At 63.4% G+C, this 25,356-nt stretch carries 20 protein-coding genes; 12 read left to right on the top strand and 8 right to left on the bottom strand.

The window, feature by feature from the left end; all coding sequences use genetic code 11:
• Window positions 1–142 precede the first annotated feature (142 nt).
• Both QA637_RS17745 and QA637_RS17740 read right to left on the bottom strand, forming a co-directional pair.
• The gene (locus QA637_RS17745; RefSeq protein WP_153441187.1) at window positions 143–352 is read right to left on the bottom strand and encodes a SlyX family protein; all 210 of its coding nucleotides are present in this window, start codon (window positions 350–352) and stop codon (window positions 143–145) included.
• Window positions 353–420: 68 nt separating this feature from the next.
• Entirely contained in the window at window positions 421–1,155 is a 735-nt protein-coding gene (locus QA637_RS17740) for a sulfate transporter family protein (RefSeq protein ID WP_283062568.1), read from the bottom strand.
• A gap of 358 nt (window positions 1,156–1,513) precedes the next feature.
• Between QA637_RS17740 and QA637_RS17735 the strand changes: the two genes are divergently transcribed.
• Genes QA637_RS17735 through QA637_RS17725 form a run of 3 tightly spaced genes read left to right on the top strand, consistent with a single transcriptional unit; the run spans window position 1,514 to window position 4,511 of the window.
• Window positions 1,514–2,875: an amidase gene (locus tag QA637_RS17735; RefSeq protein WP_283062567.1), complete on the top strand. Its 1,362-nt coding sequence runs from the start codon at window positions 1,514–1,516 to the stop codon at window positions 2,873–2,875.
• Entirely contained in the window at window positions 2,872–3,783 is a 912-nt protein-coding gene (locus tag QA637_RS17730) for an ROK family protein (RefSeq protein ID WP_283062565.1), read from the top strand. The genes QA637_RS17735 and QA637_RS17730 overlap by 4 nt, the downstream gene beginning before the upstream one ends.
• Window positions 3,780–4,511: a copper homeostasis protein CutC gene (locus QA637_RS17725; protein ID WP_283062563.1), complete on the top strand. Its 732-nt coding sequence runs from the start codon at window positions 3,780–3,782 to the stop codon at window positions 4,509–4,511. Before QA637_RS17730 ends, QA637_RS17725 begins: the two co-directional genes overlap by 4 nt.
• Before the next feature lie 224 nt (window positions 4,512–4,735).
• Here QA637_RS17725 and nagA read toward each other — a convergent pair whose 3' ends face one another.
• Genes nagA through QA637_RS17705 form a run of 4 tightly spaced genes read right to left on the bottom strand, consistent with a single transcriptional unit; the run spans window position 4,736 to window position 8,602 of the window.
• Window positions 4,736–5,896 (bottom strand): N-acetylglucosamine-6-phosphate deacetylase, encoded by a 1,161-nt coding sequence (gene nagA, locus QA637_RS17720; protein ID WP_283062561.1) that lies wholly within the window; start codon window positions 5,894–5,896, stop codon window positions 4,736–4,738.
• Window positions 5,893–6,915 (bottom strand): SIS domain-containing protein, encoded by a 1,023-nt coding sequence (locus tag QA637_RS17715; protein WP_283064996.1) that lies wholly within the window; start codon window positions 6,913–6,915, stop codon window positions 5,893–5,895. Before QA637_RS17715 ends, nagA begins: the two co-directional genes overlap by 4 nt.
• Window positions 6,916–6,956: 41 nt before the next feature.
• On the bottom strand, window positions 6,957–7,721 hold the full coding sequence (locus QA637_RS17710; RefSeq protein WP_153441180.1) for a GntR family transcriptional regulator: 765 nt from the start codon (window positions 7,719–7,721) through the stop codon (window positions 6,957–6,959).
• Window positions 7,718–8,602 (bottom strand): glucosamine kinase nucleotide-binding domain-containing protein, encoded by an 885-nt coding sequence (locus tag QA637_RS17705; RefSeq protein WP_283062559.1) that lies wholly within the window; start codon window positions 8,600–8,602, stop codon window positions 7,718–7,720. Before QA637_RS17705 ends, QA637_RS17710 begins: the two co-directional genes overlap by 4 nt.
• A gap of 197 nt (window positions 8,603–8,799) precedes the next feature.
• On the opposite strand from QA637_RS17705, the gene QA637_RS17700 reads away from it, so the two are divergent.
• From QA637_RS17700 to QA637_RS17660, 9 genes are all read left to right on the top strand, one after another.
• Window positions 8,800–9,696: an N-acetylmuramic acid 6-phosphate etherase gene (locus tag QA637_RS17700; RefSeq protein ID WP_283062558.1), complete on the top strand. Its 897-nt coding sequence runs from the start codon at window positions 8,800–8,802 to the stop codon at window positions 9,694–9,696.
• 53 nt (window positions 9,697–9,749) lie between these two features.
• Entirely contained in the window at window positions 9,750–11,006 is a 1,257-nt protein-coding gene (locus QA637_RS17695; protein ID WP_283062556.1) for an ABC transporter substrate-binding protein, read from the top strand.
• A gap of 523 nt (window positions 11,007–11,529) precedes the next feature.
• Window positions 11,530–12,480 carry a carbohydrate ABC transporter permease gene (locus tag QA637_RS17690; RefSeq protein WP_283062554.1) on the top strand — a complete coding sequence of 317 codons (951 nt, stop codon included), beginning with the start codon at window positions 11,530–11,532 and terminating at the stop codon, window positions 12,478–12,480.
• Window positions 12,481–12,493: 13 nt separating this feature from the next.
• The gene (locus QA637_RS17685; RefSeq protein WP_283062552.1) at window positions 12,494–13,333 is read left to right on the top strand and encodes a carbohydrate ABC transporter permease; all 840 of its coding nucleotides are present in this window, start codon (window positions 12,494–12,496) and stop codon (window positions 13,331–13,333) included.
• Complete coding sequence (locus QA637_RS17680; protein ID WP_283062550.1) at window positions 13,330–14,394, top strand: Gfo/Idh/MocA family protein; 1,065 nt, start codon at window positions 13,330–13,332, stop codon at window positions 14,392–14,394. Before QA637_RS17685 ends, QA637_RS17680 begins: the two co-directional genes overlap by 4 nt.
• Before the next feature lie 16 nt (window positions 14,395–14,410).
• Window positions 14,411–15,421 carry an ABC transporter ATP-binding protein gene (locus QA637_RS17675; RefSeq protein WP_283062548.1) on the top strand — a complete coding sequence of 337 codons (1,011 nt, stop codon included), beginning with the start codon at window positions 14,411–14,413 and terminating at the stop codon, window positions 15,419–15,421.
• A 379-nt stretch (window positions 15,422–15,800) separates the two neighbouring features.
• Entirely contained in the window at window positions 15,801–17,009 is a 1,209-nt protein-coding gene (locus tag QA637_RS17670; protein WP_283062546.1) for an efflux RND transporter periplasmic adaptor subunit, read from the top strand.
• A 10-nt stretch (window positions 17,010–17,019) separates the two neighbouring features.
• A complete protein-coding gene (locus tag QA637_RS17665) occupies window positions 17,020–20,184 on the top strand; it encodes an efflux RND transporter permease subunit (protein WP_283062545.1) in 3,165 nt (1,054 codons plus the stop codon).
• Between the two features lie 369 nt (window positions 20,185–20,553).
• Window positions 20,554–21,186, top strand: coding sequence for a TetR family transcriptional regulator (locus QA637_RS17660; protein ID WP_153441171.1), 633 nt, complete (start codon window positions 20,554–20,556; stop codon window positions 21,184–21,186).
• Window positions 21,187–21,251: 65 nt separating this feature from the next.
• On the opposite strand, the gene QA637_RS17655 is transcribed toward QA637_RS17660, so the two are convergent.
• Together QA637_RS17655 and QA637_RS17650 are read right to left on the bottom strand one after the other, a co-directional pair.
• Window positions 21,252–21,638, bottom strand: coding sequence for a response regulator (locus QA637_RS17655; RefSeq protein WP_283062543.1), 387 nt, complete (start codon window positions 21,636–21,638; stop codon window positions 21,252–21,254).
• Window positions 21,622–25,113 carry a chemotaxis protein CheB gene (locus QA637_RS17650; RefSeq protein ID WP_283062542.1) on the bottom strand — a complete coding sequence of 1,164 codons (3,492 nt, stop codon included), beginning with the start codon at window positions 25,111–25,113 and terminating at the stop codon, window positions 21,622–21,624. Before QA637_RS17650 ends, QA637_RS17655 begins: the two co-directional genes overlap by 17 nt.
• Window positions 25,114–25,356: the final 243 nt, after the last annotated feature.

The raw sequence follows: 25,356 nt of genomic DNA, 5'->3' as shown, positions 1-25,356 counted from the left end.
ACATCAAGAGGCCGCCTGCTTCGAGTGAAGCAGGCGGCCTATTCGTTTCGACTGTTACGGATCTTTGCGCGTCTCAAAAGACGCGCGGCGCTGTCGGCGGAGCATCATGAAACGCGGCTTGCGCCCCGTTCTCTCGACTGGCTTAGTAATGCGGCGGGCGGGTCACCGGTATCGCATCGCGCGTCTGCTCCTCGAGACTCAGGAAGCGCTCCGTCAGGCGGTCGAGCTTCGCCCGGGCCTGTTCGACCACCTTCCACTGCTCGGCCAACTGGTCCGACAGTTCCTCGATGACCTTCGTCTGGTGCGCCACCATTTCTTCGAGACGCGTGATCCGGTCGTCTGCGTCGCTCATATGATTGCTCCTGCGCCTGTGGTTATCGGCAAGTTGTCCAAGACGAACGCGCTGTCAAGCGATCGACACTACGCGCCGACTGCTGCCTTTTGAGGCGAAAAACCGGGATCGCGTGCCGAAAGCCTCTTGTGGAGATGCACCATCATGCCGGCAGCAAAGAGCGGTGTCAGCAGGTTGAGCAGCGGCACAGCCAGGAAGGCCGCCAGCACAAGCCCCGCCAGAAACACGGTCGAGCGGTGCTTGACACGAAAGAGCCGGGCCTCGGCAGGCGGACGATAGCGCATGGCGGCGAACTCAAAAAATTCCCGCCCGAGCAGATAGCCGTTGACGAGAAAGAAGGCGATGAGATTGACGCCCGGGACGAGCAGCAGCAGGAGCGCAACGATGTTGCCGAGGATGACGACGCCCAGGAATTTCGCCGATCCGGTCATTGCCGCCACGAGCGGCAGCGGCTTGCCCGGCGCGCTATCGGGATAGTCGCGCGTCTCGATCACCTCGGCAACGTCATCGAGGAAGAAGCCGGCGATGAGTGCGGTGACCGGCGCGAGTAGTAGGGCGAGCGCCAGAGCCAGGCCCAGGCTCGCGAAGATGCCAACGATGAATGTGAGCCAGCCGGCCCATTCTGGCGTGCCCGGCATCAGCGTGTCGAACCAAGGCAGCGCCAGCCAGACGAACAGCTCGCGCACCGCAAACCAGAGTGCGACGAGCGCCAGCAACGTCAGTCCGATGACCTTCCAGAAGACCGCGCGGGTCTCCGCCGCAAAGAGATTGGCGAAGGCAAGCCGCGCCGCATCGAGAATCATGACCGCTCTCCATCGAGAACAGCGCCGCGCGTCTGATAAGACGCGCAAAGGACGCTGCAGCACTTTCAGTTGCTGCATGTTTCATCCTTCAATCGGGCTATGATTGACGGAAACATGCAGAAGGTGGCTCAAGCCCATGTAGGCAGGTCGATTGCGAACGGCAAGATAGGCAGCAATTGCCGCCAGCGACGGTCCACGGGGCGCTGCCGGCCGTACCGCACCGCCGTCTCGCCACGCAAAAATCGCGGATCATTCTCCCGGCCGCTGGCAAACGGGGCGCAGGGCGATATGCTATGCCTAAAATCGATGCAGGGCTGCGTTGCGCCGGAAATGTCCCGCGGCCAGCCAGGGAGACCAAATGACCAATCAGAAAACGCTCGCGAGCCTCGCGGTCCTTGTTCAGTCGGGCAAGCTCGATCCTGTCAAACTCGTCGAAGAGACGTTTCATCGCATCGAAGCGCATCCGGACCGGTCGATCTTCGTTGGGCTGACGCGCGAGCGTGCAATCAAGGAAGCGCAGGCCGCCTCGATCCGCCTCAAGGCCGGGCGCTCGCTCGGGCTGCTCGATGGGCTGCCCGTCGCCTGGAAGGATCTTTTCGACCTTGCCGGCAGCGTGACGACGGCGGGTTCCGTCGTCTTCAAGGACAACCCGCCCGCAGCGGCGGACGCTCCCGTGGTCGGCGCGCTTGCGGCCGCCGGCATGGTCAGCGTCGGCCGTACGAACATGAGCGAGTTTGCCTTCTCCGGCCTCGGCATCAACCCGCACTATGGAACGCCGCGCAATCCCGCCTCGCCCGGTGTGCATCGGATCCCCGGCGGCTCTTCCTCCGGTTCGGCCGCGGCTGTCGCCGCCGGCCTTGTGCCGCTCGCGATCGGCACGGACACGGGCGGCTCGGTGCGCATCCCGGCGGCGATGACCGGCATCGTCGGCTACAAGGCGACGCGCGGCCGCTATGCGATCAAGGGCGTGTTTCCGCTCGCCGAGAGCCTCGATGCGCTCGGCCCCCTCTGCCATACGGTGCAGGACGCGGTGTGGGCGGATGCCGCCATGCACAGCCTGACGGCGCCGGTCATCCGCCGCGCCGAGCTTGCCGATCTCTCGCTTGTCATTCCGGAAACGATCGTCTTCGACGAGGCCGAACCGGAGGTGGTCGCGGCCTTCGAGGCGGCGATCAAGAGGCTGGAAGCAGCCGGCGTCAGAGTCAGGCGCGCAGCCTTCCCGAGCTTTGCCGCCGTGTTCGATCTGATGGCGCGCCATGGCGCACTGGTGACGGCTGAAGCCTACGCCCTCCACCGCGAGCGCCTCGCCGGCCCCGAAGCGGCAAAGATCGATCCGCGTGTCGTCACCCGCACCCGGCTCGGCGAGAAGATCACCCTCAGTGATTACATCGCCCTTCTCGACGCACGCGATCAATTGATTCATGAAACGGTCGAGAGCCTGGCGCTCGGCGAGCTGATCGCGCATCCGACATTGCCGCATGTCGCCCCGCCGGTCGCACCGCTTCTTTCCGACGACGAGCTTTTCTTCAAGATCAACGCGAAGACGTTGCGCAATACGTTGATCGGCAATTTCCTCGATTTCTGCGGCGTTTCCATCCCGTGCGGGACGGGCGCTGCCGGCATGCCGGTCGGCTTCCTGCTCTCCGCACCGCATCACCAGGACGACCGGCTGCTTGGCGCGGCGCTTGCTGCCGAGGCGACCATCCGGGGTGAGGCATGATCATCTGCTTCGACATCGGCGGATCTGCGATCAAGGGTGCCATTACGCACTCGCCGGAACGGATATTCCCTCTGCCGCGGCGCACCACGCCGCTTAACGACTTTCGCCGCTTTGTCGCGACACTCGAGTCGGTGCTCGACGAGGCGGGCGGCCTGCCGCAAAGGGTCGCGATCTCGATCACCGGCGTCATCGATCCGCAGACCCGCCGGATCAAATGCGCCAACATTCCCTGCATCGACGGCCGGGAGCTTGCCGCCGAGCTCGAGGCCGCGTTGCACCTGCCCGTGGTGATAGCCAATGACGCCGATTGCTTTGCGCTTGCGGAGGCCGGCATCGGTGCAGGGCGCGGTCACCGGATCGTCTTCGGTGCGATCCTTGGTACCGGGGTCGGTGGCGGCCTGGTGGTCGACGGCAAGCTGATCAATGCCGATGGCGGCTTTGCCGGCGAATGGGGGCATGCGCCCGCCGTCGCCTCCGAGGCGGGACATCCGCCCATTTCCATACCGATCTTCGACTGCGGTTGCGGGCAGCGCGGCTGCGTCGACACCGTCGGCGGTGCGCGCGGGCTCGAAAGGCTGCACATGACGGTGCACGGCAAGTCCCTCTCCAGCCACGAGATCATCGAGGCCTGGCAGAACGGCAACGAAGAAGCAGCACGCACGATCGATGTTTTTGTCGATCTCATCAGTTCGCCCCTGGCGCTCGTCATCAACATAACCGGCGCGACCGTCGTGCCGGTCGGCGGCGGCCTTTCCAACTCGGAAGCCCTGCTTGGCGAAATCGACGGCGCCGTGCGCGACCGAATCCTCCGGCAGTTTGATCGGCCGCTGGTCGTGCGCGGGGAATGCCGGCTGGAATCGGGCCTGATCGGCGCGGCGTTGCTCGGCTTTGGAGGAAAGGGCGCATGAGCGGCATCCTGCTCGAAGTCTGCGTCGACGACCCCGACGGCCTGGCGGCAGCGATCGAGGGCGGCGCCGATCGGATCGAGCTCTGCTCGGCCCTTGCCGTCGGCGGCTTGACGCCAAGCCCGGGATTGATGGCGCTCGCCGGTCCCCCTCCGGTGCCGGTCTACGCAATGATCCGTCCCCGCCCCGGCGATTTCGTCTACGGCCCAACCGATCTCGACGCCATGCGCCGGGACATCGATGCGGCCCGCGACGCCGGGCTTGCAGGGGTCGTCCTCGGCGCATCGCTCGCAGATGGCCGGCTCGACGCGCGGATGCTCCGCAAGCTTACCGGCCACGCGGCGGGATTGGGGCTGACACTTCATCGAGCCTTCGATCTCGTTCCGGATTTCGCCGAGGCGATAGCGATCGCAGAAGACTTGGGATTTGAAAGAATTTTGACCTCGGGCGGCGCGAAAAGCGCGCCGGAAGCGGTCGACACCCTGGCGCGCCTCGTCGAACTGGCGGCAGGCCGGATTTCCGTGATACCCGGCGCCGGCGTTAGCGTCGACACGATCGATGCGCTGCTGCCGAGGCTCGCCGTAACGGAGGTCCACTCCTCCTGCTCTGTTCGTGAGCCGGCTCAGGACCCGCGGCTGGTGGCAATGGGCTTCGTCTCGGGAGAGGGGCGCCGGACGGATGCGGCGACCGTCAAGGCACTGAAGGCGCGGATTGGTGCCGTCCGCATCTAAATTGAGTCGAACCGCCCGGAGACCACCCCTCCCCAACCCCTCCCCACAAAGGGGAGGGACTTAATCCGCCGCACCGTCTTCGCGCCCTTTTCCGCGTTGCGACAAACCCGGTGGTTCAAAGATGGTGGGCCGTTGCGCCGGCGCAAAAGCCCCTCCCCCTTGTGGGGAGGGGTTGGGGAGGGGACTCAAAGCCGCCTCCACTAATCCCAGCTACAGCCGAGGCATTACGCCGAAAAGACCTGCTCTCCGCCGATCCAGGTGGAACTCATGCCAAGTTCCGGCGTCAACAGCACGAAGTCGGCGTCCGTCCCGGGCAAGAGCCGTCCCTTATGGGAGGCAATGCCCATGACATCGGCCGGGTAGGCGGAGGCCATGCGGATCGCCTCCTCGATCGGCAGGCCGAGTTTTTCGTGTACGAAGCGGACCGAGGACAGCATGTCGATGTCTGCTCCGGCAAGCGTCCCGTCGGCGAGCGTCAGGCGGCCGCCCTGGCGCAGGATTTCGCGGCCGTTGAGATGGAAGGTGGTCATGTCGGTGCCGATCGGCGACATCGCGTCGGTCACCAGGAAAATCTGCCCCGGACCCTTCTTGCCCCTAAGCGCGATGCCCATCGACGCCGGATCGACATGGAAGCCGTCGGCGATCAAACCGGCATGCAGCGTGCCCGTCGCGAGCGCCGCGCCGACGACGCCGGGTTCGCGGTGGCCGAGACCGCTCATCGCGTTGAAGAGATGGGTGACCGTGCGGGCGCCGGCCCTGGCGTAGCTGCAAGCCGTGTCGTAGCCGACATCCGTATGACCCAGGCTGACGACGACGCCGGCGTCACAAAGGGCGCGCACCTGCTCTCGCGTCGCGGTTTCCGGGGCAACCGTCACCATCAGGCAGCCCAGGGCACGCGCGCAGGCGACCATTTCCCCAAGGTCGGCATCGTCCATCGGGCGAATGAGCGACGGATCATGCGCCCCCTTGCGGGCGATCGAAAGATGGGGGCCTTCAAGATGCAGGCCGAGAAAGCCGGCGACGGCAGCCTTCTTCGCCTCGAGGCCGGCCTGAATGGCCGCAGTCCGCACTTCGCGGGTGTCGGTGATCAGCGTCGGCAGCAGCGCGGTGGTGCCGAATTTCGCATGCGCGGCGCAAATTTGCCGAATGCCGTCGAGCGTCGGTTGCTCGTTGAGGAGCGCGCCGCCGCCGCCGTTGACCTGCAGGTCGATGAAACCCGGAACGAGAAGCAGGCCGTGCGCGTCGACCATATCGGCATCGGCGGGTGCGGCGGATGCCGGAACGATCGCCTTCACCCGGCCCGCCTCTACAACGAGGACCGCGCCGTCGTGCCAGTCGATGCCGTCGAAGATCCGCGCGCCGGTGATTTTCTTCTTCGCAGTCATCGTGTCTCCGTTACCTTCTTGAGGCTTTCCGGCGCATCCGGATTGAGGCCGCGCGAACGCGACCAGGCTTCGACGAAACCGTAGAACGGCAGAATCAGCGTCAGCGCATCGGTGATCGGATGTCCCGTTTCGACGAAGGGCAGGCGTTTCGCCTTCTGGGCCCGCGCCGAAGTGACATGCACGACCGCACCCTTGGTGCTCATGCCATCGGCGCTTTCGGCCACCGAGGCCTCTGCCGCGTCCCGGGCGGCGAGCGCCAGCACTGGAAATTTGGCCCCGACCAGCGCCACCGGACCATGCAGCACCTCCGCCGAGGAATAGGCTTCGGCATGCACGCCGGACGTTTCCTTGAACTTCAACGCCGCTTCGCTGGCGATCGCCAGCGCCGGGCCACGGCCAAGCACGTAAAGCGATTCGGCCTCGCCGAGATCGGCGGCGAAGTCCTGCCAATCGAGCTTCACAGCCTTGGCGAACTGGTTCGGCAGGTCGGCGACGGCACGCTTGAGTGCCGCGTCTCCCGTCCATTCGCCGAGTACGGTGAGGCCCGCGACGATCGAGTTAACATAGGACTTTGTCGCGGCGACGGCGAGTTCGGGACCGGCAAGAATATCGAGCGGATGGGTGCAGACCTCGGCGATCGGCGAGGGCACCGTGTTCGTGAGCGCGATCGACACCGCACCGGCGCGTGTCGCCGATTGCGCCATCGCCACGATGTCGGGACTCTTGCCTGACTGGGAAATCGCGATTGCCGCCGCGCTGCCGAGTTTGAGGTTGGCGCCATAGATCGAGGCGAGCGACGGCCCGAGCGAAGCGACCGGGCGGCCGGCCGTGAGCTCGATCGCATATTTCAGGAACAGCGCCGCATGATCGGAGGAGCCGCGGGCGATCGTCACCAGGAACGCGGGATCCTTGGCGTTCAGCGCCGCACCGGCCGCTTTCAGCGCGTTGGCAGAACCCTCCAGCAACCGCGCAGCGGCTTCCGGGATCTCATCGATTTCTCGCCGCATGTTGGTTTGCATCATCCATTCCTTTTTGTTGGCCATTTCCTGGCACGGGCGGATCAGGACTCCGAAAGCGTCAGTTCCGCGACAAAGTCATAGGCATCGCCCCGATAGAGCGAGCGGGTGAATTCAACGACGCGTCCGGACGCAAGATAGGAGACACGTTCGATCGAAAGGCCGGCGGCGCCGACCGGAACGCCGAGCATCGACGCGTCGGGATCCTTGATATTGCAGGCGGAAATACGCTGCACCGCCCGGACGGGTCGGGAGCGGGTCTTGTCGAGGGCGGCATAGAGCGACGAGGTCACGGCCAGCGGATCAGGCAGGAATTCGGTCGAGATGCTGGCGCGCTCGATCGCCAGCGGCATGCCGTCGGCGATGCGCAGGCGGCCGAGACGCGCGACCAGGGCATCGGCCGGAAGACCAAGCGTCATCATTTCGTCGGGCGACGGGTGGAACAGTCCCCGCTCCAGCCACTCCGCCCGTGCATTCAGGCCCCGCCGGGCCATGTCCTCGGTAAAGGACGTCAGCCTCGACAGCGACTGCTCGACGCGCGAGACGGGCCTGACGACGAAGGTACCGGAGCCATGCCGGCGCACGAGCAGCCCATCGCGCACGAGGTCATCGACCGCTTTGCGCACAGTCACCCGGCTGATATTGGCATAATCCGCGAGATCCCTCTCTGGCGGCAGCGCATCTCCATGGTTGAGCTTGCCCGAGAGGATCGCCTCCTCGAGCGACTGCCGGAGCTTCAGATAGAGCGGGCCAGCCCCGCCCGACTGCAGGCTTTCCAGCGGCAGGATGGCGGCAAGCTGCTGGGTCATGCACCAACCTCCGGCCTGGAGCCGAAGCGTTGGGCAGCGAGCGCCACCGCTCCGGTTAAGGCGTCGGCCTCGGCTTCGACAAAATGCTTCTGGTGGCGTTCGGCGAGCCACGGCCGATAAAGCGGCGCCAGACCGCCGAGCAGGCAGAGCCGCTCGCTTCCTCTCGACACCACCACGTCGAGCGCCTCGTCGACAGTGGTCGCAGCTGCCTTCAGCAGGCGCAGCGCCACGGCATCGCCGCGTGCGGCATGTTCGAAGACGCGCGGGGCGTAGCGTCCGAATTCGCCGGGCCTGGCCAGCCGTGCGAAGTCGACGACATCCCTCGGATCGTTGTTGAATTCTGCCATGACGGAGTCGGTTACCGGCGAGCCCTCGTGGATGCCATCGAAGGCAAGCAGGCTTTCCTGCAGCAGCGCATGGCCGATGCGCGCACCGCTGCCGTGGTCGCCGATCGTGAAGCCCCAGCCGCCGATATAGCTCACGGCCTCGCCGTGGCGCGCGATATAGATGGTACCCGTACCAAGAATGGCGACCGCGCCGTCCTTTTCGCCGAGCGCGCCCTGAAGCGCGATCAGTCCATCGGACTCGATCTCTGCCGCCGCAAAGGGAAGGCGCCGCTTCACGTAATGCACGGCATCGCCGACGTTGTGGCCCGCAACACCCAAGATCGCGCTGGCCGCGGTGATCCCAGACGGATCGAGGCCGGCCTCTTCAAACGCGGCCCGCGAGGCTTCTGCTATATTCGCGAGTGCCGTCTCCGGATCGGTAAGGATATTTGCGGCGCCAGCCTTTCCGCGGCCGAGAATCCGCCCGTCCGGCGCGGCCACGGCCGCCCGGCAACTCGTTCCGCCACCATCGATACCGATCAGATAAGACGTCATGGGCACCTCCGTCAGATAAGATACCAAAAAAAGACCAATAACCAAGCGAGATTTCCTCAAGCGTCTAACATTTGAAATAACTCATTGTTTTTTCGCGGCTATTTTCAGCATCTACCGCCCAAAACCACAAAACTTAAAATTCTCCTAGACAATTGGTATTTTTTTGGCATTAATTCACGGGAGAGGAGACACAGCCAATGCCGTCAGCGAGGACCGAAGAGCGCCACGACAAAGCCAAGGGCCTGGATGTGATGCATCCCGCGCTCGCGCTTCGACTGCTCGCCGCCGGCCAGCAGGCCGCGGCGAAATCGGTCGATGCGGCGATCGAGCAGATCTCGGCAGCGGCAGCGCTTGCGGCGCAAGTCCTCTCTGCCGGCGGACGGCTTGCCTATGCGGGGGCGGGAAGCTCCGGCCTCATGGCGATGGCCGACGCACTCGAACTGCCCGGCACCTACGGCATTCCGCAGGCGCAGATCGTCATTCTTCTCGCAGGAGGCGCGGCAAGCCTTACCGATCTCGCCGGTGGTTACGAAGACGACATGGATCTCGCTCGCGAGGATGTGCGCAACGCCGGGATCGCGGCCGGCGACTGCCTCGTCTCCGTCTCCGCCAGCGGCTCGACGCCCTATGCGCTCGCCGCCGCTGACGAGGCAAAGAAGCGCGGCGCAAAAGTCATCGCGATTGCCAACAATGCCGGCGCGCCGCTTTTCAAGGACGCCGACGTCTCCATTCTGCTGCAGACGCCGCCGGAAGTCGTATCCGGCTCGACCCGGATGGGCGCCGGCACGGCGCAGAAAATTGCCTTCAACATGTTTTCGACGCTGGTCGGCATCCATCTCGGCCACGTGCTCGACGGCCACATGGTCAACCTGCGCGCCGACAACATCAAGCTGCAAGGGCGCGCAATGCGCATCGTCTGCGACATCACCGGCGTCAGTGCTGCCGAGGCCGGCCGGCTGATCAAGGCGGCCTCTGGCTCCGTCAAGGTAGCGATCCTGCTCGCGTCAGGGGCCGACAATGTTGCTGCCGCCGAAACGGCACTCAAAGACGCCGATCAGAATTTGCGCCGGGCGATCGAAACCGTCTCGCGCTGATAAAACTGGGATCCAAACCGCGCCGTGGCGCGCCTATAAAAGGGAGAACATGCATGACCCGCACAACAATGAAAGGCTTGCTGCTCGCGTCGAGCATCCTCGGCTCGGCCGGGCTTGCGCACGCAGACACCACGCTCACCATCGAGAGCTGGCGTAATGACGACCTGGCCATCTGGCAGGAAAAGCTGATCCCCGCCTTCGAGGCGAAGAATCCAGGCATCAAGGTCATCTTCTCGCCGTCCGCGCCGACCGAATACAACGCCGCCCTCAACGCCAAGCTCGACGCCGGATCCGCGGGCGACCTTATCACCTGCCGACCCTTCGACCCTTCGCTCGAAGTCTACAACCGGAAGCACCTCGCCGACCTCACCGACCTGCCCGGCATGGAAAACTTCTCCGATGTCGCCAAAGCCGCCTGGACAACTGATGACGGCAAGACAACCTTCTGCGTGCCGATGGCTTCGGTCATCCACGGCTTCATCTACAACAAGGACGCCTTCGAACAGCTCGGCCTCTCCGTTCCGACGACCGAGGAAGAGTTCTTCGCCGTTCTCGACAAGATCAAGGCGGACGGCAACTACATCCCGATGGCGATGGGCACCAAGGATCTCTGGGAAGCCGCGACGATGGGCTACCAGAACATCGGCCCAACCTACTGGAAGGGCGAGGAAGGCCGCCTGGCGCTGATCAAGGGCGAGCAGAAGCTGACCGACGAACCATGGGTCGAGCCTTTCCGCGTGCTCGCCAAGTGGAAGGATTATCTCGGCGACGGCTTCGAGGCCCAGACCTATCCGGACAGCCAGAACCTCTTCACGCTCGGTCGCGCGGCGATCTATCCGGCCGGTTCTTGGGAAATCTCCGGCTTCAATACCCAAGCGCAGTTCAAGATGGGCGCCTTCCCGCCGCCGGTGAAGAAGGCCGGCGACACCTGCTACATCTCCGACCATAACGATATCGGCATCGGCCTCAACGCCAAAAGCCCGAATGCCGAGGCCGCCAAGACCTTCTTGAGCTGGGTCGCCTCGCCGGAGTTTGCGGAAATCTATGCGAACGCGCTCCCCGGTTTCTTCAGCCTGAATTCCACGCCGGTGAAGATGTCCGATCCGCTCGCCCAGGAGTTCGTCTCCTGGCGTGAAAAGTGCAAGCCGACGATCCGCTCGACCTACAAGATCCTGTCGCGCGGCACGCCGAATCTCGAGAACGAGACCTGGGTCGAGTCGGCGAACGTCATCAATGGCACCGACACGCCCGAGGCGGCTGCCAAGAAGCTTCAGGACGGCCTCGACAGCTGGTTCAAGCCGGCCAAGTAACGATGAAATGGGCGCGTGATCCCGCGTGGCTCACGCGCCCCTTCTTCTCGCACGAATTTACCGTCGTGCGCTGTGAACGACGCCGTATTTGTGTTTGGGTATCCGGCGAGAAGCCGGACGTGAGGGGACCTGGGAGCTCGGCTCAGCCGGCATTTTCCATGGTCGAGGCGGTGCCTTCGCCTGCACCACACCCTCATACTCGGCCTACAGCGCCGCACGTCTTTGGAGACGCGCAAGGGACGCTGTAGCACTTTGAATTGCTGCATGTTTTATCCTTAAATCGGTTGGGATTTAAGGATAAATGCAGTAGCCGGGCACCCGCGCCACGCTCCAGTGGAGAGGCGCAAGGGCGAACCGATCATGACCGGAAATCCCACGTTCGGACAAGATCGCCGAACGTGAAGGAGGACCTGAACCAAGGGACTGGGACGTCTCGACGCGTCATGCGGGCGCGCTGCATTTCGGATGAAACCGGAGCTGTGCCGATAACGGCCAGCCAATTTCTAGAGCGGGCCAGAGGCCGATGAACGCAAGCGACACTAAAAAGATGGACATCAGCGAGATCAAGCGTCCCCGGCGCTGGCACATCCTGGTATTCCTGCTGCCGGCGCTGATCGTCTACACCGCGGTGATGATCCTGCCGCTGATCGAGACGCTCAGGCAGTCCTTCTTCAACACCGTCGAAGGCCAGTACACCTTCGTGGGCTTAGGCAATTTCAAGGTGCTCTTCGGCGACCCGCGCTGGGCGGCGGACTTCTGGAATGCGCTCAAGAACAACTTCATCTTCTTCCTGATCCACATGGCGGTGCAGAACCCGATCGGTATTGCGCTCGCCGCCATGCTGTCGATGCCCAAGCTGCGCTTCAGCGCCTTCTATCGCACCGCCATCTTCCTGCCGACGCTCCTATCCTTCGTCATCGTCGGCTTCATCTGGAAGCTGATCCTGTCGCCGATCTGGGGCGTCGCACCATTCCTGCTCGATACCGTCGGTCTGAAATGGCTGTTCGCGCCCTGGCTCGGCAAGCCGGATACCGCGCTGATCGCGGTCTCGCTGATCTCCGTCTGGCAATATATCGGCATCCCGATGATGCTGATCTATGCCGCCCTGCTCAACATTCCCGACGAGGTGATCGAAGCGGCGGAATGCGACGGCGTCACCGGCTGGAGCCAGTTCTGGAAGATCAAGCTGCCCTTGATCCTGCCAGCGATCGGCATCGTCTCGATCCTCACCTTCGTCGGCAACTTCAACGCCTTCGACCTGATCTACACCGTTCAGGGTGCGCTCGCCGGCCCGGACAAGTCGACCGACATTCTCGGCACACTGCTCTACCGCACCTTCTTCGGTTTCCAGCTCCAGCTCGGCGACCGGTCGATGGGCGCGACCATAGCGGCGATCATGTTCCTGATCATCCTCGCCGGCGTCTCGCTCTACCTCTTCGCAATCCAGCGCCGCATGCGCCGCTACCAGTTCTAAGGGAGGATCCGAAATGTCGAAAGCACGCGCCTCCCTTGGCCGGACCGCCGGCGCTCATATCGCGCTGATCGCCTACACGCTCGTCGCGCTGTTTCCGGTGTTCCTGACGATCGTCAACTCGTTCAAGAGCCGCAACGCGATCTTCCGCGAGCCCTTAGCGCTGCCGACGCCCGAAAGCTTCAGCCTCATCGGTTACCAGACGGTGCTAAAGCAGGGCGACTTCCTCGGCTATTTCCAGAACAGCACCATCGTCACGGTCGTCTCGATCGCGCTCGTGCTGCTCTTCGGCGCCATGGCCGCCTTCGCGCTCTCCGAATACCGCTTCCGCGGCAATGCCCTGATGGGCCTCTATCTGGCGCTCGGCATCATGATCCCGATCCGCCTCGGCACCGTCGCCATCCTGCAGGGCATGGTCGCAACCGGCCTCGTCAACACGCTGACGGCACTGATCCTGGTCTATACGGCGCAAGGGCTGCCGCTTGCCGTCTTCATTCTTTCCGAATTCATGCGCACCGTATCGGATGACCTGAAGAATGCCGGACGCATCGACGGGCTTTCGGAATATGCGATCTTCTTCCGGCTGGTGCTGCCGCTGGTGCGCCCGGCGATGGCGACCGTCGCCGTCTTCACCATGATCCCGATCTGGAACGACCTCTGGTTCCCGCTCATCCTGGCGCCGGCGGAGACGACCAAGACGGTGACACTCGGCTCGCAAATCTTCATCGGGCAGTTCGTCACCAACTGGAATGCGGTGCTCTCGGCGCTGTCGCTGGCGATCTTCCCGGTTCTCATCCTCTACGTCATCTTCTCGCGGCAGCTGATCCGCGGCATCACGGCAGGAGCAGTCAAGTGAACTCACCCGTCAACCCGGTTCGCGTGCTGTGCGCAGGCCTCGGCAATATGGGGCGCAGCCACGCGCTCGCCTACCATGAAAACCCCGGATTCGAGATCGCCGGTCTGGTCAATCGCTCGAAGGTGCCGCTGCCGGACGCGCTTTCCGGTTACGAGATCCTGCCATCCTTCCCGGAGGCGCTCGCCGAGTTCAAGCCGGAGCTCTGCTCGATCAACACCTATTCCGACAGCCATGCGGACTATGCCGTCACGGCTATGGAGGCAGGCTGCCATGTCTTCGTCGAAAAGCCGCTCGCAACGACCGTCGCCGATGCCGAACGGGTCGTCGCGTGCGCCCGGGCCAACGGCCGCAAGCTGGTGATCGGCTACATCCTGCGCCACCATCCCTCCTGGATGCGGCTGATCGCCGAGGCGCGGAAACTGGGCGGCCCTTATGTCTTCCGCATGAACCTGAACCAGCAGTCCAGCGGACCGACCTGGGCGACGCACAAATCGCTGATGCAGACGACGCCACCGATCGTCGACTGCGGGGTGCATTATGTCGACGTCATGTGCCAGATCACCGACGCAAAACCGGTCGAGGTCCGCGGCATGGGCTTGAGGCTCTCGAACGAGATCGCCGCTGACATGTACAACTACGGGCATCTGCAGGTGATCTTCGATGACGGTTCCGTCGGCTGGTACGAGGCCGGCTGGGGACCGATGATCTCGGAGACCGCCTTCTTCGTGAAGGACGTGATCTCGCCGAATGGTTCGGTTTCGATCGTCATGGACCAGAACGCGAAATCCGATGATATCGACGTCCACACCAAGACAGCCGTCATTCGCCTCCACAGCGCCGCGACCGCCCCGGACGGCAGCTTCCTCAGGTCCGACGAGGACCTGACGATGGAAGGAGAGCCGGGCCACCAGGAACTCTGCGACCGCGAGCAGGCCTTCGTGCTCAAGGCCATTCGCGAAAACATCAATCTCGACCGCCACATGGAAGACGCCGTGCAGTCGCTCAAGATCTGCCTGGCAGCGGACGAAAGCGTGCGCGCCGGCGTGCCGATCAAGCTTTAACCAAGAGGGGCAACACGTGGGATCACTTGAGCTCAAATCCATCCGCAAGGCCTTCGGCGGCCATGAAGTGCTGAAAGGTATCGACCTCGAGGTGAAGGACGGCGAGTTCGTCATTTTCGTCGGCCCGTCGGGCTGCGGAAAATCGACGCTGTTGCGCACGATTGCCGGTCTCGAAGACGCCACCTCGGGCAGCGTACAGATCGACGGCGCGGAAGTCGGCCACGTCGCCCCGGCCAAGCGCGGTATCGCCATGGTGTTCCAGTCCTATGCGCTTTATCCGCACCTGACGGTCAAGGACAATATGGGGCTTGGCCTCAAACAGGCGGGCGCGCCAAAGAAAGAGATCGACGAGAAGGTCGCCAAGGCGGCCGACATGCTGTCGCTCGAGCCTTATCTCGCGCGCCGTCCGGCCGAACTTTCCGGCGGGCAGCGGCAGCGCGTGGCGATCGGCCGCGCGATTGTTCGCGAGCCAAAACTGTTCCTCTTCGACGAGCCGCTGTCGAACCTCGATGCGGCGCTGCGCGTCAACACGCGTCTGGAGATCGCCCGGCTGCACCGCAGCCTCAAGGCAACGATGATCTACGTCACCCATGACCAGGTCGAGGCGATGACGCTCGCCGACAAGATCGTCGTGCTCAATGCCGGCCGTGTCGAGCAGGTCGGTTCGCCGATGGAGCTCTACAATCGGCCGGCCAACGTCTTCGTCGCCGGCTTCATCGGTTCGCCGCAGATGAATTTCATCGAGGGCGAGCGGCTCGGCGATGCGCAAGCCAAGACCATCGGAATCCGGCCTGAGCATATCGGCCTTTCCCGCGAGAGCGGCCAGTGGAAGGGCAAGGTCATCCACGTCGAACATCTCGGCGCCGACACGATCGTCTATCTCGATTCGGAAGAGGTCGGCACGATCACCGTGCGGCTGTTCGGCGAACATCGCTATGCCGAGGACGATATCGTCTACGCGACGCCGGTCATCGGCGGCATACACCGTTTCGACGCGGACGGCCGGGTGATCAATTCCGGGCAGTGAGGGCGATGCCAGTGTGACTGCCCCTCTCCTCGGGTTTAATCCGAGGTTTAACCCTCTCCCGCGTACGTACAGGGAGAGGGACTTGCGGCGGGGTGAGGGGCTGATTGCCACCCTCAACACCGCTTCGACGCGGATCACGGCTGTGTGATCGCCGACAGCCACAGCGATCAAATCATTGCGACTCCTCGCTTTTTTCCCCTCCTACCGATCTTCGGAAATGGTGTTGCACTGCGGAAAAAATTAACATACATTTGTGTCTGTATATTAGATTTCCGGTATGTTCCCACGCCGATACCGGATCCGCTTCATCTCACAATCGGACCGCGCAACACTGCAAGGTGCAACGGCTGCGGGCGGTCCTTTGATTATGGACATTGCGATGCGCATGAACCGACCGACACTGGCCGCGACCCTGGCAACCGTGATTTTTCTCGCCGGCTGCCAGAAGAACGAAGAACAACAGGCAGCCCAGGCATTCCCACCCTCGGCCGTGGCCGTTTACACGACCGCCGCGGAAGCTTTGCCGATCACCAATGAACTGCCGGGCCGCATCACCGCGACGCGCATCGCCGAGGTTCGGCCGCGAGTTTCCGGCATCGTGGTCGAGCGCGTGTTCGAACAAGGCACCATCGTCAAGGAAGGCGATGTGCTCTATCGGATCGACCCGGCCCCCTTCCAGGTGAAGGTCGACAGCGCCGAGGCCACGCTGAAGCGGGCGCAGGCGGTGCTCGACCAGGCCAAGCGGACCGCCGATCGGCAGTCGCGGCTGAAGGACGCGCAGTTCACGGCAATTCAACAGTTCGACGACGCGATTGCGGCGGTCGCCCAGGCGGAGGCCGATGTCGGCATCGCCGAGGCGGGCCTCGCCGACGCAAAGCTCAACCTGCAATACGCGAATGTCACGGCGCCGATCGGCGGCCGCATCGGCCGGGCGCTCATCACCGAGGGCGCTTTGGTCAGTGCGAGCGACACGCAGAACCTCGCGACGATCCAGCAGCTCGACCCGATCTATGCCGACTTCACCCAATCGGCGACCGACCTCATCCGCCTGCGCAAGGCGCTCAAGGACGGCCAGATGATGAGCTCCGACAACGAAGCCGAAGTGCAGCTCATCCTCGACGACGGAACGCCCTATGCGCTGAAAGGCAAGCTGCTCTTCTCCGAAGCGGCCGTGGACGCGACCACCGGTCAGGTGACGTTGCGCGGCGAGTTCCCCAATCCCAACAACGATCTGCTGCCGGGCATGTATGTGCGCGTGCAGATCCAGCAGGGCCTGGAGAAAGATGCGATCACCGTTCCGCAGCAGGCTGTCCAGCGCAACAATGCCGGCCAGTCCCAGGTCTACGTCGTGAATGCCGACAACAAGGTCGAATTCCGCAACGTCACGCTTGGACGCACCGTCGGCGACCGCTGGCAGGTGACCTCCGGTCTCAAGGCCGGCGAAAAGGTGATCGTCGAGGGCTTCCAGAAGGTCGGCCCCGGCGCGCCCGTACAGCCGTCCGCCTGGGACCCGAATGCAAAGCCCGCGGCCGAACAGGCCAGCGCTTCGGCAGCCGACGGCGAAAAGCCCGCCACTGAAGTGAAGTGAGAGCTTGAACATGCCCAGTTTCTTTATCGACAGGCCGATCTTTGCCTGGGTGGTGGCGATCTTCATCATGGTCGCCGGCATCATTGCGATCCCGCTCCTGCCGGTTTCGCAATACCCGAGCGTCGCGCCGCCGCAAATCTCGATCAACACGAGCTACCCCGGTGCCTCGTCGCAGGACACCTATCAGAGCGTCACGCGTCTGATCGAGGATGAGCTGAACGGCGTCGAAGGCCTGCTTTATTTCGAGTCGACCACGAGTTCTTCCGGCTCGGCCGAAATCAGCGCAACCTTCGCACCGGGCACCGATCCCAGCCAGGCCTCGGTGGACATCCAGAACCGCGTCCAACGCGTCGAGCCGCGCCTGCCCGATTCGGTCAGGCAGCAGGGCGTGCAGGTCGATGAGGCCGGCTCCGGCTTCCTGCTGATCATCTCGCTCACCTCGACCGACGGTTCGTTGGATGCGACGGGCCTCGGCGACTATCTGAGCCGCAACGTCTTGAGCGAGATCCAGCGCGTGCCCGGCGTCGGCCGCGCGCAGCTGTTTGCGACCGAGCGCTCGATGCGCATCTGGCTCGATCCGGACAAGATGCTCGGCCTCAATCTGACGGCGGCCGACGTGACGGCGGCGATCCAGGCGCAGAACGCCCAGATCGCTTCGGGCTCGATCGGCGCCCAGCCGAACCCGATCACCCAGCAGGTCGCCGCTCCCGTTGTGATCAAGGGCCAACTCTCCAGCCCGGAAGAGTTCGGCGCGATCGTTCTTCGCGCCAATGCCGACGGCTCCGCCGTGCGGCTGCGCGACGTCGCCCGGGTCGAGTTCGGTGGTGAGAGCTACTCTTTCTCGACGCGCCTCAACGGCAAGCCTTCGGCGGCCATCGCAGTGCAGCTCTCGCCGAGCGGCAACGCGATGTCGACTTCGGCTGCGATCAAGGCGCGCATGGACGAACTCGCAGAATTCTTCCCTGAGGGGCTGGAATACTCCATTCCCTACGACACCTCGCCCTTCGTCGCGGTATCGATCGAGAAGGTGCTGCATACCCTTGTCGAGGCCGTCGGTCTCGTCTTCCTGGTGATGTTCCTGTTCTTGCAGAACATCCGCTACACCATCATCCCGACAATCGTCGTGCCAGTCGCCCTTCTCGGCACCTGCGCGGTCATGCTGGCGATGGGCTTCTCGATCAACGTGCTCACGATGTTCGGCATGGTGCTGGCGATCGGCATCCTCGTCGACGACGCGATCATTGTCGTCGAGAACGTCGAGCGCATCATGTCTGAAGAGGGGCTGACACCGAAGGAAGCGGCCCGCAAGGCAATGAAGCAGATCACCGGCGCGGTGATCGGTATCACGCTGGTGCTGGCTTCCGTGTTCATCCCGATGGCCTTCTTCCCGGGCGCCGTCGGCATGATCTACCGCCAGTTCAGCCTGACCATGGTCGTCTCGATCCTGTTCTCGGCGCTGCTCGCGCTGTCGCTGACGCCGGCGCTCTGCGCGAGCTTCCTGAAGCAGGTTCCGAAGGGACATCATCACGCCAAGCGCGGCTTCTTCGGTTGGTTCAACCGCAGCTTCGACCGCACTTCGCATGGCTATAGCCGCGTCGTCGGGGGCCTCGTTCGTCGCGCAGGCCGCTTCATGATCATCTATGTCGCGCTGCTTGCGGGCCTCGGCTGGGCCTTCCTGCAGCTTCCCTCGTCCTTCCTCCCGGACGAGGACCAGGGCTTTGTCATCGTCATGATGCAATTGCCTTCGGAAGCGACCGGAAACCGCACGACCGAGGTGATCGAGCAGGCGGAGAAGATGTTCGGCCAGGAGCCGTCGGTCGACACGATCGTTGCGATCAACGGCTTCTCCTTCTTCGGCACCGGGCAGAATGCGGGCCTTGCCTTCGTGACGCTCAAGGACTGGAGTGAACGTGACGCGAACAATGCAGCGCAGTCGATCGCCGGCCGCGCGACGATGGCCATGAGCCAGATCAAGGACGCGATCAGCTTCGCGCTGTCGCCGCCGGCGATCCAGGGCCTCGGCACCACCGGCGGCTTCTCGTTCCGCCTGCAGGATCGCGGCGGTCTCGGCGAGGCGGCCCTTGCCCAAGCACGCGACCAACTGCTCGGTCTCGCCGCGCAGAGCAAGGTGCTGGCCGGCGTTCGCTTCGAGGGCATGCCCGATGCGGCACAGGTCAGCGTCAATATCGACCGCGAGAAGGCCAACACCTTCGGCGTGACCTTTGCCGACATCAACTCGACCATCTCGACCAATCTCGGTTCGTCCTATGTCAACGACTTCCCGAATGCTGGCCGTATGCAGCGCGTGACGGTGCAGGCGGACGAGACGAAGCGCATGCAGACCGCGGACCTCCTGAACCTCAATGTTCGCAACTCGAACGGCGGCATGGTTCCGCTCTCCGCTTTCGCAAGCGTCGAGTGGGTCAAGGCGCCGACGCAGACGGTCGGCTACAACGGCTACCCGGCGGTGCGCATCAGCGGCCAAGCCGCTCCCGGTTATTCTTCCGGCGACGCGATTGCCGAAATGGAACGGTTGGCGGCCCAGCTTCCGGCGGGCTTCGGTTACGAGTGGACCGGTCAGTCGCTGCAGGAAATCCAGTCTGGCTCGCAGGCGCCGCTCTTGATTGCGCTCTCCTGCCTGCTCGTCTTCCTGTGCCTGGCCGCCCTCTATGAGAGCTGGTCCATTCCTGTCTCGGTCATCATGGTCGTGCCGCTCGGCGTCATCGGCGCAGTGCTCGCCGTCATGATGCGCGACATGCCGAACGATGTGTACTTCAAGGTCGGCCTGATCGCGATCATCGGGCTGTCGGCGAAGAACGCCATCCTGATCATCGAGTTTGCCAAGGAACTGCGTGACCAGGGCAAGTCGTTGATCGACGCAACGCTCGAAGCCGCGCATCTGCGCTTCCGGCCGATCCTCATGACCTCGCTCGCCTTCACCCTCGGCGTTCTGCCGCTGGCGATCGCGACGGGTGCAAGCTCCGGCAGCCAACGCGCCATCGGCACCGGCGTCATGGGCGGCATGATCTCGGCAACGGTGCTGGCGATCTTCTTCGTCCCGATCTTCTTCGTGTTCATCATGAAGATCTTCGGGCGAAAGAGCGCGTCAACGACCGGGCCGCAAACGGCCCCGGCTGACGCTAGCGCACCCGAAATCGCCGACGCTGCCGAGTGATCAATCATCGGCGGCCCGCCTCACCGGCGGGCCGTCGCGCTAGCGCATCGGCCCGAAAATCGGACCCGATTTCGGAAAGCACGATGCGTGGAATCAAAGAGTTACAGCGTCCTTTGTGTGTCCTAAAGGACGCACGGCGCTGTAATGCATGATTCCTTAAATCGGAAGCGATTTAAGGGCAAAATCATGCGGCAATTGAAAGTGCTGCAGCGATCTTTGCGCGTCCGATTGGACGCGCGGCGCTGTAGAGCGGGATGAGGAAAAGTGCGTGCGGTTTTCCGCCCGCATCCCGCTCTAACTTCTTGGAATCGATCACGTTTAAGACTTTGGGTCGATCCGACCCAAAATCACGTGATCTGGGAGGTACGCATGCGCAGAACCAAGGCCGAGGCCGAGGCCACACGAAGCCGGATATTGAACGCCGCCGAGCGGATGTTTTACGCCAAGGGTGTTTCCAATACGACGCTCGAGGAGGTGGCCAAGGCGGCCGGGGTCACGCGCGGCGCCATCTACTGGCACTTCGCCAACAAGACCGATCTTTTCCTGGCGCTCTACGATGCCGTTCCGCTGCCCCAGGAAGACATGATCGCGCGCGAGATCGAGGCCGAGGCCTCCGACACGCTCGCGATCGTCGAAAGCGCCACGGCCGACTGGCTGGACATGCTGGCCAAGGACGAGCAGCGGCAGCGCATTCTTGCGATCATGCTCCGGTGCGACTACGACAGCGAAATGTCCGCCGTGCTCGACCGGCAGAAGGAAATCGACGAGCGACACGACGCAGTGCTCGAACGTGCCTTCGCGCGTGCGCTTGAACGAGGGCAACTGCAAGTCACCTGGACGCCGGCATCCGCCGCACGCACCTTGCGCTGGACGATGATGGGTCTGTGCACCGAATGGCTGCTGTTTGGACGCCGGTTCGATCTGGCGGCCGAGGGACGCGACGCACTCAAACACCTCTTCGCCAGCTTCCGGCCGGCGCACCCCACAGAAACTGCCGCCTGAGGGCACCTCCAGCCGCTACACCCTGGATTTGGGCCTGGGTCACGATGGTTTTGGGTCGCGGCGCTTTAAGCGGCCAGCACTTTGGCGGCGGCGTCTACGAGATCCTGCTGGGTGGCCGGTTTGTCGACAATGACCGCGCCGTCACACTTCCGTTGCATCTCCGCGGGTAAGGTTTGTCCGGTGTAGAAGAGGAACGGGATGCCCCGTTCGGAGAGGAGATCGCTGACCTCCTCGGTCGTGGCCGCGCCAAGGCGAACATCGAGCACGGCGAGCGAGAGTGCTTCTTTCCTGACTGCGTCCAACGCTGACGCGAGTGTCGCACACGGGCCGACGATATCAGCGCCGGCATCTCGAAATGCCGCCTCCATGTCGAGTGCAATCAGCATCTCGTCCTCAGCGATCAGAATTCTTGCGCCGCAAAGAAGTTGGTTTTCGTCAGCGATCCGCTCCATTTTGTGAGGTCTCCGGAAGCTCGATGTCGATCGTGCAGACCACCCCGTCCGGGTGGAAATCACGATGAACCGTAGCTCCGGGCAAACTCTTTTCGATCAACACGCCGCCGAAACCTTGCTCTCCTGGCGGCTCGACCGGCGGGCCACCGCGTTCCCTCCAGGTAACAATCAGTTGGCGGTCATTGTTCCCGCGCTTCCAACTGAGTTGGACCCGTCCGTTTGCCGTGGCGAAAGCTCCGTATTTCGCTGAATTGGTGGCAAGCTCGTGGAGAACGAGGCCGAAGGGCGTCGCAGTATCCGCCGGAAGGGTCACAGGCTCGCCCTCAAGCTGCAGTCTGTGCCGATCACCGCTCGCATAGGCCTCAAGCTGGCTGCGCGCCAGTGCGCCAAGCTCCGCGCCGCTCCATTCCGATTCGACGAGCAGCTTGTGCGCGCTTGAGAGTGCTGTGAGGCGCCCTTCGAAACGCTCGACGAAGTCCTCCTGCGAATCCGAGGTGCGCATCGTCTGGCGCGCCAGCGATTGGACGACGGCCAGCGTGTTCTTGATGCGATGGCTCAGCTCGTTCACAAGGAGCTGCCGGCGCCGTTCCCATCGCCTGTGGTCGGTCACGTCCCGGGTGCTTTCGAGAACGAGGCGCCGCTCTCCCATTGACAGGAGCTCGATGTGGCTCTCCACCGTCAAGACCTGCCCGTCCTTTGTCGTGTGGTGCAGTTCGCCGCTCCAGTGGCCGCTCTCCAAAAGGGTCTGTCGCAGATTCTCGAAGGAGGAGCCGGGCACCTCGGTCTTGAGCAGCTTTTCCTTTGGCTTTCCGATGGCCTCTTCCCGCGAGTAGCCGTAGAGCTCCTCGCTGCCTCGGTTCCACTGCTTGATGCCGTCGTCGAAGTCCCAGACGAATATCGGTGCCCGCGACAGCTCCACAAGTCGCGCTTCTTGTTCGAGGCGCTGTTTGCTCTCCCGCGCATCCTCTTCGGCCTGACGCCGCTCGGTGATGTCGACGAAGGTCGCCACGACGCCGTCGATCTTGTCGTCTATCGTCCGGTAGGGGCGCATCCGCACCAGATACCAGCGACCGTTGCGGCCCTTGACCTCGTGTTCTGTGGGCGCGAGGTGCTCCAACACCGCGCGCGCGTCATCGGCCAGGGCGTCATATTCGAGCTGATGGGTGAAGTCGGTGATTGGTCGCCCTTCATCACTGGCGGTGACGTTGAAGATCTCCATCAGACGTGGGGTGAAACGCTTGATGCGCAGCGATGGATTGAGAAAGAGCGTCGCGACGTCGGTCGCCGCCATGAGATTCTGCAAGTCGCTATGGGCGCGCGAGACGCTTTCCAGTTTCAGTTTCAGCTCGTTGTTGACCGTCTGCAGTTCTTCGTTGATCGACTGGAGTTCCTCCTTGCTCGTCTCGAGTTCCTCCCCGGTCGAACGGTATTCCTCGTTCATCGACTGGAGTTCTTCGTTTGCGGCGCGCAGCTCTTCGTTGGCCGCTTCGGATTCCTCCCGCACCACCCGCAGCCGGTTCTGCGCAAGCTGGAGTTCCTCCTGCAACTGCCGGATCGTCTGGCTGGTAGCCGGGTGCCCGTCAATTGTCTCGGAAACGGCGCCGTCGCTCTTGTCGATCGCCTCGCCTTCTATGAAAAGCACCAGGGCATGCCGCGTCGGGTCGCTTCCCTGAATAACCGGCTTCACCTGAAGGTAGACGCGATGCGCCTGTCCGTTAACCTGGGCCAGGATCGGCATGCTCAAGGTAGCTTCGTTTCGCTCGAAGGCGCGATGCAGCGCCGCCCTGAGGTCGAAGCGAAACTCGTCGCGCACCAGATCGATAGCATCCGTGCTGACTGGCCCGCCCGACGGCTGCAGGAAGCGGCCGGCGTTTTCGGAAAGATGGACCGCGCGATGGCTCTCGTCCACCAGCATGCTCGGTGGGGCGATCTTCTCGAGCATCTGGCGGTGCAGGACAGCATCGCTTAAGCTGGCGGAGGGCGACGGCGGGCGGGCGACGACTGGAGCTCTTTCCGCCGTCTGGTACGGGCCGAGCAGCGCCGGCAGCGTCGGGCGCCGCTCTCCGGTGCCCGCCACCGACCGGTAAATGCGCGCCTCGCGGTCGACCGTGCGAAAGAGCCCGGCCGGATAGTCCGCGCTTTCCGACGATCCGAGGAAAAGGAACCCGCCCGGATTGAGCGCGTAATGAAATGTGCTGCACACCTGTTGCTGCAGCTGCCGGTCGAGATAGATCAGCAGGTTGCGGCACGAAATCATGTCCAGGTGGGAGAAGGGCGGATCTCGAAGAAGGCTATGGCTGGCGAAGAGAACGATATCGCGCAGTTCCCGGCGCACGCGATAATGATCGCCCTCGCGCTGGAAGAACCGGCGCAATCTCTCCTCCGACAGATCCCCTTCGATTGTCGCCGGAAACCATCCCTCGCGCGCAATCGCGAGCGCGGCGCCGTCGAGGTCGGAGCCGAACACCTGTATTTCCGGCGTGAGATCGCGACGCGCGGCTTCCTCGAGGAGAAGGATGCCGATCGTGTAGGTCTCTTCCCCGGTGGCGGAGCCGGGAACCCAGACCCTGATGCTGTCACCGGTTTCCTTTCCGTCGAACAGTTGCGGAACGATATTGTCGGCGAGCGACTTGAAGGCGGCCGGATCGCGAAAGAACGTGGTGACGGAAATCAGGAAGTCGCTGAAGAGAGCCTGCGCCTCCTCCACGTTCCCGCGCAGATAGGCATAATATTCCGCGATCGACTCCTTCCTGGTCACCTGCGCCCGCCGACCGATCCGGCGCAGAATGGTCGCCCGCTTGTACTGCGAAAAATCGTGCCCGGTTCTGACGCGCACATGTGCGAGGATCCGCGCGAGCACGTCTTCGTCGCTCGGCCGCCCCTCAGCAGTGGGGAGCGGTGTCCGGTTGGCCAGAAGCTCGGCCAGCCGTTCCGGAAGCTCCTGGACCGGCAGCACGAAGTCCGCCGCCTCCGTGGCAATCGCATTGCGGGGCATCGAGGCATATTCCGCCTCGTTCGGGTCCTGGACGAGCACGATGCCGCCCGCCTCCTTTATGGCCTTGACGCCGATCGCACCATCCGCCCCCGCGCCGGTGAGAATGACCGCGAAACCGGGGCCATGCTCCTCGGCAAGCGATCGAAAGAACAGATCGATCGGTGCGCGGTGCGCCCGGGCCTCCTCAAACGGGAGTGCCGAGATCGTGCCGTCACCGATCTTCAGCCTCCGGTTCGGCGGGATGACATACACGTGGTTGCGTTCGAGCCGGGCCTCGTTCTCCACCTGTGTCACGGGCATCTTGGTGCGTGACGCCAGGATATTGGCAAGCTCGCTCCTGGCGTCAGGATCGAGGTGGACGATGACTACGAAGGCCGCATCCGTATCGGTCGGCATGTGATCGAAGAAGGTCTGAAGTGCCTGGACACCTCCAGCCGAAGCTCCGATGCCCACAATCGGCGGATCCGATTCATGCCCCATGCCTCACTCCTCCTGCGCCCAGCGAATCACAGTTACCTGCACGACCGCGGCCTCGTTCGCCGGATTCCGACACCCCTTCAAAGCGAGAGTAGGTTATCATTTTACACCGACCGGCGCCCCGGCGTAACATTGTTATATCCGCTAAGGGGCGGTCACCAAGAGCTGCGCCTGGGAAAATCTTCCGTTGCTCCACGCGATCTGACTTTGCGTCGAACCTATCAGCGCATAAAACGTTATAGCTGA

The sequence above is a fragment of the Sinorhizobium terangae genome, from assembly GCF_029714365.1.
GTDB classification, from domain to species: Bacteria; Pseudomonadota; Alphaproteobacteria; order Rhizobiales; family Rhizobiaceae; genus Sinorhizobium; species Sinorhizobium terangae.
The sequence above is the reverse complement of the archived record's forward strand: the minus strand, read 5'-3'. Positions and strand labels throughout refer to the sequence as shown.

Coding starts and splice junctions, on each gene's coding strand:
- QA637_RS17700 (WP_283062558.1), top strand. CDS start 8,800: ATGCCGTCAGCGAGGACCGAAGAGCGCCACGACAAAGCCAAGGGCCTG.
- QA637_RS17710 (WP_153441180.1), bottom strand. CDS start 7,721: ATGACCCAGCAGCTTGCCGCCATCCTGCCGCTGGAAAGCCTGCAGTCG.
- QA637_RS17725 (WP_283062563.1), top strand. CDS start 3,780: ATGAGCGGCATCCTGCTCGAAGTCTGCGTCGACGACCCCGACGGCCTG.
- nagA (WP_283062561.1), bottom strand. CDS start 5,896: ATGACTGCGAAGAAGAAAATCACCGGCGCGCGGATCTTCGACGGCATC.
- QA637_RS17705 (WP_283062559.1), bottom strand. CDS start 8,602: ATGACGTCTTATCTGATCGGTATCGATGGTGGCGGAACGAGTTGCCGG.
- QA637_RS17685 (WP_283062552.1), top strand. CDS start 12,494: ATGTCGAAAGCACGCGCCTCCCTTGGCCGGACCGCCGGCGCTCATATC.
- QA637_RS17655 (WP_283062543.1), bottom strand. CDS start 21,638: ATGGAGCGGATCGCTGACGAAAACCAACTTCTTTGCGGCGCAAGAATT.
- QA637_RS17735 (WP_283062567.1), top strand. CDS start 1,514: ATGACCAATCAGAAAACGCTCGCGAGCCTCGCGGTCCTTGTTCAGTCG.
- QA637_RS17745 (WP_153441187.1), bottom strand. CDS start 352: ATGAGCGACGCAGACGACCGGATCACGCGTCTCGAAGAAATGGTGGCG.
- QA637_RS17650 (WP_283062542.1), bottom strand. CDS start 25,113: ATGGGGCATGAATCGGATCCGCCGATTGTGGGCATCGGAGCTTCGGCT.
- QA637_RS17690 (WP_283062554.1), top strand. CDS start 11,530: ATGAACGCAAGCGACACTAAAAAGATGGACATCAGCGAGATCAAGCGT.
- QA637_RS17670 (WP_283062546.1), top strand. CDS start 15,801: ATGCGCATGAACCGACCGACACTGGCCGCGACCCTGGCAACCGTGATT.
- QA637_RS17715 (WP_283064996.1), bottom strand. CDS start 6,915: ATGCAAACCAACATGCGGCGAGAAATCGATGAGATCCCGGAAGCCGCT.
- QA637_RS17660 (WP_153441171.1), top strand. CDS start 20,554: ATGCGCAGAACCAAGGCCGAGGCCGAGGCCACACGAAGCCGGATATTG.
- QA637_RS17730 (WP_283062565.1), top strand. CDS start 2,872: ATGATCATCTGCTTCGACATCGGCGGATCTGCGATCAAGGGTGCCATT.
- QA637_RS17740 (WP_283062568.1), bottom strand. CDS start 1,155: ATGATTCTCGATGCGGCGCGGCTTGCCTTCGCCAATCTCTTTGCGGCG.
- QA637_RS17665 (WP_283062545.1), top strand. CDS start 17,020: ATGCCCAGTTTCTTTATCGACAGGCCGATCTTTGCCTGGGTGGTGGCG.
- QA637_RS17695 (WP_283062556.1), top strand. CDS start 9,750: ATGACCCGCACAACAATGAAAGGCTTGCTGCTCGCGTCGAGCATCCTC.